Here is an 8,524-nt window from a genome sequence, read left to right as displayed (position 1 = left end):
GGTCGCGCCACCGTCGGCCGGCGGCTGCTCCGGTGACATCATTGCTCGCACCCGGCGACGGTCTCGCCCCTCTCGCAAGTGTCCGTGTCGAACCCGCCGTCGAGATAGTCGTCGTCGTTGTTGCCGTTGAGGATGTCATCGCCGAATCCGCCGCGGAGGATGTCGTCGCCCTGATCGCCGCGCAGCACGTCGTTGCCCGTCCACCCCTCGAGGATGTCCGCACCGGGACCGCCGTGGAGGGCGTCGTCGCCGTCTCCGCCGTCGAGCGTGTCGTCGCCGTCGTAACCTCTCAGCCTGTCGTCGCCGCCGTCGCCAAGAACCAGATCGGCACCCGACCTGCCGCCGACGAAGTCGTCGCCGGGGCCGCCCCTCAGCACGTCGGCACCGTCGCCGCCGTCGAACTCGTCGGCGCCCAGTCCCCCGTACATCGTGTCGTCGCCCGCATTGCCCAAAGCCTCATCGCCGCCTGCGCCGCCCCAGAGTACGTCGTCGCCGTCTCCGCCGCGCAGCATGTCCTTGCCGAGACCGCCGTACAGAACGTCTTTGCCGCGGCCGCCGGACAGGCCGTCGTCACCCGGGCCGCCGTACAGGACGTCTTTGCCGACACCACCCTGGATTCGGTCGTTGCCGGGCCCGCCGAAAATGATGTCGTCGCCGTCTCCGCCGTCGATGACGTCATCACCGGCCAGTGCGCAGATCACGTCATCGCCGCTGGTGCCCGTCAGTTCGTCCACCCCGTCGGTGCCGACGATCGAGCACCCGGCGACGCCGACGGTGACGCGCACCTCTGCGGTCGCGCAGCCACCTTCACGATCACACACCTCGTAGGCGAACGTCACCGAACCCTCGTCCGGACTGGCCGAGAACTCCATGTGAGGGCCATGCTCGTCGGACTCGACGAGCCGAGCAGAACCGGTGGCCGGCGACCGCGTGAGCGACAAGGTCGCAATGTCGAGGTCGCCGTCTGGGTCGTAATCGTTGCCCAGCACATCCACGAGCACCGAGCCGCCCGGCGCGACATACACGGCATCCGCGGACACCACCGGGTTGGATCGAGTATTGCGCCGCTGTGATTCCGGAATGAGTTCGAAGCCGTCTCGACCCTCCTTCTCGTCGTGCACCGTGTCGGTGAGATCGTCCGCGTAGATCACGTCGAAACCGTCGCCTCCGTAGATCACGTCGGTGCCCGCACCGCCGTCGATGGCGTCAGCGCCGTCGCGGCCGTAGAGGGGATCATCGCCCGCGCCTTCCTCGATCCAATCGGCACCCTCACCGCCCAGCACGACGTCGTTGCCGCCCTTGGCGACGGGCAGAAGACGTTCACCATTGGCGGAAGCACCCGAGGATGTGGGAGCGCCTTCAGTGATCTTACGATCATAGGCTGCAACGGTCTCGGAATAAATCCACCGGCGGTAGAATCCACACGCTACAAGGGCTCGATCAGCGCTGCTCAGAGCAATCGGGAGGCACACAGTGGCGGCATCCGCGCCCGGCGAGAAAACGACCAAGCGGCAGGCGATGGAGGCCCTGGGCCGGCGCGCCAAGGCGGTTGCGCCGGTGCTGGCCGCCGCGCCGACGGTCGTCAAGAACGAGGCATTGCGGACCGCGGCGGACGAGCTGCAGGCCAGCCTCAACGAGTTGCTGGAGGCCAACGAGAGCGACCTGGCGGCCGCCGAGGAGGCCGGCATCTCGCCGACGCTGCTGGACCGACTGCGCCTCACGCCCGCCCGCATCGAGGGCATGGTCGGCGGGCTGCGCCAAGTGGCGGAACTCCCCGACCCGGTGGGCACCGTCGTCGCCGGCGACGTGCGCCCCAACGGGCTGCGCATCCAGCAGGTGCGGGTGCCGCTCGGCGTCGTGGCGATCGTCTACGAGAGCCGGCCCAACGTCACCAGCGACGCGGCCGGCCTGTGCCTCAAGTCGGGCAACGTGGCCTTCCTGAGAGGTTCGTCCATGGCCATTCGCTCGAACCTGGCCGTCGCCGGGATCCTGCGCGAGGCGTACGTCACCGGCGGCCTGCCCGCGGACGCCCTGATCCTGGTCGAGGACACCAGCCGCGAGGCGGCGGTGGAGTTCATGCGGCTCAGCGGCTACGTGGACTGCCTGATCCCCCGCGGCGGGCCCGCGCTCATCCGCTCCATCATGGAGAACGCCACCGTGCCGTTCATCCTGGACGGCGACGGCAACTGCCATGTGTACGTGGACCGCGGCGCCGACCTGGACATGGCCACCTCGATCGTGGTGAACGGCAAGACCCAGCGCCCGTCGGTGTGCAACGCCACCGAGTCGCTCGTTGTGCACGCCACCGAGGCCGCAGACTTCCTCCCGCGACTGGTGCAGGCCATGCCCACGGTGGAGATGGTCGGCGACGAGACCTCCCGGGCCGTGGCACCGAGCATCGGGGCGGCCAGCGACGCCGACTACGCGACCGAGTTCCTGGATTACAAGCTGTCGGTGCGCGTCGTGGACTCACTCGACGAAGCGATCGATCACGTCAACCGCTACGGCACGGGGCACTCGGAAGTGATCGTGACCGCCGACGAGGCGGCCGCCGGGCGGTTCTGCGCCGAGGTGGACGCCGCCTGCGTGCTCGTCAACGCCTCGAGCCGCTTCGTGGACGGCGAGGAGATGGGCTACGGCGCCGAGATCGGCATCAGCACCCAGAAGCTGCACGTCCGCGGACCGATGGGCCTCGTCCACCTCACCGCGGTGAAGAACGTCATCCGGGGCAACGGCCAGATCCGCAGCTGAGGCGGCCCCCGCCTGTCGCTCGGCGCGCTCCTACCGCTGATCGTCCAGCCGGGCCCGCAGGGCGGCCAACTCTGCCTCGGCAGCGCGGCGGGCGGCGGTCTCGGTACCCAGTGCCCTCTCGGCGGCTTCGGCTCGATCCTCGGCGGCGTCGCGTTGACGGCGTGTCTCATCGGGGTCGGGCAGCCAGGGGCCCCCTCGGGGGTCTCTGAAGCGCAGGCGGTGGGTGTCGGCGCAGAGGTCGAGGCCGAGGACGCGGCTGCGGCCGCCGCCGTCGGGGTCCACGGCTATCGGCACCCACGAGTCGCCGGCGCGGCGGTCCCCCTGGAGGACAGGGGTGTAGAAGTCGCCGCCGGTGGGGTCGAAGCGCCAGTACTCGGTCACGCCCATCTCCAGATACTTCGCAGGCTTGTCCTCCAGGTCGTTCTGGTAGGTGCCCTCGGAGGCGATCTCGAGGACGAACGCCGGCGGCGCTCCCACCTCCCACAGCCGGTAGCTGGCCGCCAGCTCGATAGGGCCGGGGTCCACGCCGAAGCACACGAACACGTCGGGGGCGACGAACGCCGAGTCGGGCAACGGGCGGTAGTAGACGTTGCGGTCCTGGCCCACGTAGCAGCCCGGGCGCCCCGCGAAGTGCTCGCGCAGGGCACCGTAGGCGAGGAAGCGCACCAGCGAGTGCAGCCCGGAGTCAGGCACAGTCGGAGACCCCGGGTACGCCACATTGGGATCCAGGTCGGTCAGCACGCTCACGGTATCCGTCCCTCCCGCGGCACCAGCCTGGGCACCGCTTCAACCCCCAGCCTAACCCGACCGGCCTGCCGCTGCGGATAGCTTCTACCATTGAAATATATGATACTCATTGTAATCTAATATCCACCACTCCTAATGTAGAATAGTCAGAACCGGGCTCTCGGCGGAGACCTGCACGGCCAGCCCCGTGGCGGTGGCTAGCAACTCGCTGCGCTGGTTGGCCGTGTACAACTCCACCGTGGCGTCGGCACCCGGCGCGGTGCTGCAGTTGATCGCGAGGGCCTCGCCCACTCTCGCGGTCAGGCCGCGGACCGCACCGCTGCGGGTCCGGTCGAGGGCGATGGCGATCCGCAGGATCCCCGCCAGCAACTGCACCCGGGCACGGTCGGCCACGTTCAGAGCCGCGAACTCGGCGTGGCCGATCCGCGGCAGCGCCTTGCGCTGGTAGCGCGCCACGAGAGCGATCAGCTCCACCTCCCGCTCGGTGAAACCCAGCAGCCGGTCGCTGCTGCGGATCACGTAGTAGCTGTGCTTGTGGTGCGCCCCGCGGGAGATGAAGCGCCCCACGTTGTGCAGCATCCCGGCGGCCTCCAACAGGTCGCGCTCGTAGAGCCCGAAGCGGTGGAGTCCCTCCAGCCCGTCGAAGAGTTGCAGCGCAAGGTCGGTCACGTGCTGGACGTGCGGCCGTTCCTCCTCGTAGTCCTCGGCGATGCGCAGCACAGACTCCCGCCTGATGTCGCTGAGATGGTGGAAGGCGTCTCCGTTGCCGCCGGTGTGCACCCGGTCGAGCAGCACGCCCTCGCGCAGGGCGTAACCGGACACGGTGATCGACGAAACCTCGAAGCAGTCGAACACACCCTCCAGCAGCAGGACCCCCGCGGCGATCACGTCGCTGCGGCGCTCGTCCAGGCCACCGATGGCGCAGCGCGACTCGGGAGTCGGCGCCGCCAGCACGAGGGCGACGACCTCGTCCAGCTCGGCCCGGCTGAAGGAGACGTTGTTGAGCCAGCGGTTTCCGGCACCGTTGCGCAGGAACTCCGCCATCTGCGCGATCGTGGCGATCGTCCCCGAACTGCCGACGGCCAGCTCGTAGCCGAAGGGCAGCAGATCGTGACCCACGGGTGTCAGGAACGACCGCACGTAGGAACGGCAGTCCGCCACCGCGGTGGCATCGGCGACGCCGCCGGGGAAGAAGCGCTCCGTGAGGCGGACGTGCCCCAGCTTCACGCTGCGCGCCGCCAGAGGCCGCGGCCCCCGGCCGATGAGCAACTCGGTGCTGCCGCCGCCGATGTCGGTGACCAGGATCTGCCGGTCGAACACCGACAGCGCCTGCACCACCCCCAGATGGATCAGCCGGGCCTCCTCGGTGCCGGAGATGACCTCCACCTGGACCCCGGCCTCGACGGCTGCCCGATCCAGGAACTCGTGGCGGTTCTCAGCCTCGCGGACCGCACTCGTCGCCACCGCCCGCACGTCGGCCCCGTAGGAGGCGGCGGTCTTGACCAGCCCGCGCAGGGCTTCGATCCCCCGGTCTATGGCATCCGGCGTGAGGTGTCGCATGTCGCCCGAGCCGGATCCCAGGCGCACCACCTCCTTGTCGCGGAAGAGGATCTCGAGACCCCCGCTGGTGCTGACCCGGGCGACGACCAGGTGGAAGGAGTTGGTCCCGACGTCGATGGCGGCATGCACCTCGCCCGCCGCACCGTTCACCACGGGGTTCGAGCTACCGGTGGGCATCATCCAGCGGTGGCGGCGCGGTCAAGCAGGCGAAGGCGCAGTTCGTTCAGCACGCCGATGGTCGTGAACTGGCGGGTCCGCTCCCGATCGAACGGGAAGTGCTGGCGGCGCGCCACTACCTCGCCGTCGACCGAGGTGGCCATCCAGACCATCCCGGGCTCGGTGCCGTCGGCGGGGGCGGGACCGGCGACCCCGGTCACGGCCAGCGAGCAGTCGGCGCCCAGCTGCCCGCAGGCGCCGGCGGCCATCGCCCGCACAGCCGCCTCGGACACGACGGGACCGGCCGGGACACCCAGCAGGTTGCGCTTGGTCTCGGCGGCGTAGGTCACCAGCGAGCCCCGGAAGACATCGCTGGCGCCGGGGACGGCGCTCAGGCGCGCCGCGATCATTCCCCCCGTCAGCGACTCCGCCGTGGCCAGCGTGAGACCTGCCCTGCGGCACAGCTCGAGCACCGCCGTCTCCATGGTCTCCTCGTCGGTTCCGAACACCAGGTGGTCGTCGATGGCCGCCCGCACGGCCGCCTCCTCGGCGTCCAGCATCGCCGACGCCTCGGCGGCCGTGTCGGCCTTGGCGGTCAGACGCACCTTGAGGCCCTCGATTCCCGAGGCCAGGAAGGCCAGCGTCACCGTCCCCGAGGCGTCGAGCCGGTCGATAACGCCGCCCAGCCGCTCGGCCAGGCCGCCTTCGGACTCGCCCCAGGTGCGCAGCGTGCGGCTCTGGATCACCCCCGAGACGCCCGCCCGGCGTCGCATGTCGGCAGCAATCCACTCGGTCATCATCGTCCTCATCTCCCACGGCACGCCGGGGACCGCGTAGACCACGGTGTCGCCGACCGGGCAGACGAGGCCGGGCGCGGTGCCGGGAAAGACCGGGATGACCGCGGCGCCCTCAGGAACGTCGGCCTGTTGAAGGTTGTTGGCGGGCATTGAGCGGCCGCGCCGCCAGAACTTGGCCGAGATGCGCTCGACGAGTTCAGGGTCGCGGCGAAGCTCCACGCCCATGACCGCGGCCAGCGCGCCGCGGGTGATGTCATCGGGGGTCGGCCCCAGACCGCCGCAGACGACGACGAAGTCGTTGCGCGCCACAGCCGTGCGCAGCACGGCGCAGATCCGGTCGAGGTTGTCGCCGACCTTGGTCTGGTAGTACGAGTCGATCCCCAGCCCGGCCAGATGCTCGCCGATCCACGACGAGTTGGTGTCGACCACCTGCCCGAGCAGCAACTCGGTGCCGACGGCGACGACCTCGCATCTCATCCGGGACCTCCGCCAGCGCCTCCGCCCTCCCCGGCTGCCCTGCGGCCGTCGAGAAGGTAGAGCAGGCCGGTGACGGCGGTGGCCGCCACGGCCAGCCACCAGACGGCCAGCACGAACCCCTCGCGGACCGGGGAGTCCTCCGCAGCAAGGGGTGGGACGAGGGTGAGGATCACCGCCAGTCCCTGGAGGATGACCTTCCACTTGGCCGAGCGCCGGGCGGGCACGGAGACGCCGCGGCGGGCGCAGTGCACCCGGTACCCGCTCATCGCCGCCTCGCGGGCGGCGATGAGCGCGACCGGAACCCAGCTGACCCTGCCGATGGCGGCGAGCGAGGCCATCGAACCCAGGACCACGACCTTGTCCGCCAGTGGATCCAGGAACGCTCCTGTGCGCGTGACGGTGCCGGTGTTCCGCGCCAGATGGCCGTCCCAGGCGTCGGAGGCGGCGAACACCACGGCCACCGCCACGGCCAGCCACGAGGCCCCGCCGTCGTCGCGGGCGCGCAGGATCAGCCAGAACAACAGCGGCGAGGCGCCGATGCGCGCCAGCGTGATGAGGTTCGCGGGCGTGGCCAGGCCGAGACCGATGCCAGGCGCCGGCGCCGTCACCGCGCCCCTCCGGACCCGGCGGCGACCAGCGGCGCCGCCATCAGGTCGACGCCGGCGGCCCCGATGATCTCGACTTCCGCGAAGCTCCCCGGCGCCAGGCCGTCGGGCACCTCCACGAGGCCGTCGATCTCGGGGGCCTCCCGGTGGCTGCGCGCCCGTCCCGGCCGGTCCACCAGCACGGTGGTCGTGCTGCCCACAAGGCTGCGGCGGCGTCGCTCGGTGATCTCGTCGCAGAGTTCGCGCAGCTCCGCCATGCGCTCGGCGACCAGCGGCGCGGACACCCGGCCGCCCACAGAGGCGGAGTGGGTTCCCTCTTCCTCGGAGTAGGCGAACACCCCCACCCAGTCCAGTTCCGCCTCGCCGACGAAGGCCAGCAGGGCGTCGTGGTCCTCCTCGGTCTCGCCGGGGTAGCCCACGATGAAGTTGGAACGGAAGGCGGCGTGTGGCGCGGCGCGGCGGATCTCGGCGATGCGCGCCGCGAAACGCTCCCCGTCGCCCCAGCGGCGCATCCGGCGCAGCAGGGGGCGGGAGGCGTGCTGCAGCGACAGGTCGAAGTAGGCCACGCCGGTGGCCAGGATCGCCGCGATCAGCTCGTCGGTGAGATCGGAGGGGTAGAGGTAGAGCAGCCGCACCCACGGCGCCAGCTCTTGCGCCGCCTCCACCAGCGGCACCAGACGCCGCTCGCCGCGACCGCCGTCGCGGCCGTAGGAGGCCAGGTCCTGGGCCACCAGCACAACCTCGCGGGCGCCCAGGGCCTGGATCTCGGCCAGTATCGACTCGGGGCTGCGCGAGCGCTGCGGTCCCCGGAAGCTGGGAATGGCGCAGTAGCCGCAGCGGCGGTCGCAGCCCTCGGCGATCTTGACGTAGGCCCAGGGCGCCTGCGCCGGCGGTCGGGGCATGTTGAGCAGGTCCAAGCGGGGCACCGCACCGCCACCGGCGACCTGCAGCGCACGACGCCGCCCGCGGCGGGTGGGCCCAAGGGCGATCGGCTCGCCGAAGCCCGCCACGCGGTCGATCACGGGGTGCTCCTGGCGCAGCCGGGAGCCGATCCGCTCGGCAAGGCAGCCGGTCACGACCAACTGGGCGCCGGCGCGCCGCTGCGACGCCAGGCTCTCGACGGTCTCCAGCGACTCCCGCCTGGCCTCATCGATGAAGGCGCAGGTGTTTACCACCACGACATCCGCCTCGGCCACATCGGAGGCCGGCCGGTAGCCGTCGGCGGCGAGCCGCCCGGCGAGCTTGTCGGAGTCGACCTGGTTCTTAGGACAGCCCAGTGTCTCCAGCCAGTACCGCCTCGCCACGACATCTGAGCGTACCGCCGGCACCGGGACCGCCGATGACCCTGCGGCGCCGATGACCCGAGACGACAGCCGCCGCGATCCCCGGTCCTGCGGCTCGGCCTTGGCCGGGGTGCCGCCGTGCCGGTAG

Annotated in this window: 7 protein-coding genes; 1 reads left to right on the top strand and 6 read right to left on the bottom strand. The window is 70.9% G+C overall.

The window, feature by feature from the left end; all coding sequences use genetic code 11:
- Window positions 1-38: 38 nt before the first annotated feature.
- Window positions 39-1,472 (bottom strand): calcium-binding protein, encoded by a 1,434-nt coding sequence (locus tag OXG55_11115; protein ID MCY4103790.1) that lies wholly within the window; start codon window positions 1,470-1,472, stop codon window positions 39-41.
- A 1-nt stretch (window position 1,473) separates the two neighbouring features.
- Here OXG55_11115 and OXG55_11110 point away from each other — a divergent pair, with 1 nt between their 5' ends.
- Complete coding sequence (locus tag OXG55_11110; GenBank protein MCY4103789.1) at window positions 1,474-2,751, top strand: glutamate-5-semialdehyde dehydrogenase; 1,278 nt, start codon at window positions 1,474-1,476, stop codon at window positions 2,749-2,751.
- Window positions 2,752-2,781: 30 nt separating this feature from the next.
- Here OXG55_11110 and OXG55_11105 read toward each other — a convergent pair whose 3' ends face one another.
- The 5 genes from OXG55_11105 to rimO all read right to left on the bottom strand — a co-directional run bounded on the left by OXG55_11105 (window position 2,782) and on the right by rimO (window position 8,397).
- Complete coding sequence (locus tag OXG55_11105) at window positions 2,782-3,498, bottom strand: Uma2 family endonuclease (protein ID MCY4103788.1); 717 nt, start codon at window positions 3,496-3,498, stop codon at window positions 2,782-2,784.
- Window positions 3,499-3,630: 132 nt separating this feature from the next.
- On the bottom strand, window positions 3,631-5,211 hold the full coding sequence (locus tag OXG55_11100; protein MCY4103787.1) for a Ppx/GppA phosphatase family protein: 1,581 nt from the start codon (window positions 5,209-5,211) through the stop codon (window positions 3,631-3,633).
- Window positions 5,212-5,234: 23 nt separating this feature from the next.
- On the bottom strand, window positions 5,235-6,488 hold the full coding sequence (locus tag OXG55_11095; protein MCY4103786.1) for a CinA family nicotinamide mononucleotide deamidase-related protein: 1,254 nt from the start codon (window positions 6,486-6,488) through the stop codon (window positions 5,235-5,237).
- Complete coding sequence (locus OXG55_11090; protein ID MCY4103785.1) at window positions 6,485-7,096, bottom strand: CDP-alcohol phosphatidyltransferase family protein; 612 nt, start codon at window positions 7,094-7,096, stop codon at window positions 6,485-6,487. The genes OXG55_11095 and OXG55_11090 overlap by 4 nt, the downstream gene beginning before the upstream one ends.
- Window positions 7,093-8,397 (bottom strand): 30S ribosomal protein S12 methylthiotransferase RimO, encoded by a 1,305-nt coding sequence (gene rimO / locus OXG55_11085; protein ID MCY4103784.1) that lies wholly within the window; start codon window positions 8,395-8,397, stop codon window positions 7,093-7,095. Before rimO ends, OXG55_11090 begins: the two co-directional genes overlap by 4 nt.
- Between the last annotated feature and the right edge of the window lie 127 nt (window positions 8,398-8,524).

Source organism: bacterium (assembly GCA_026708055.1).
Lineage (GTDB): Bacteria > Actinomycetota > Acidimicrobiia > Acidimicrobiales > CATQHL01 > VXNF01.
This window is presented reverse-complemented; position numbering and strand designations above follow the sequence as displayed.

Bases quoted from the DNA above. Each gene is read 5' to 3' on its own strand.
- OXG55_11095 (MCY4103786.1), bottom strand. From the start codon at position 6,488: ATGAGATGCGAGGTCGTCGCCGTCGGCACCGAGTTGCTGCTCGGGCAG.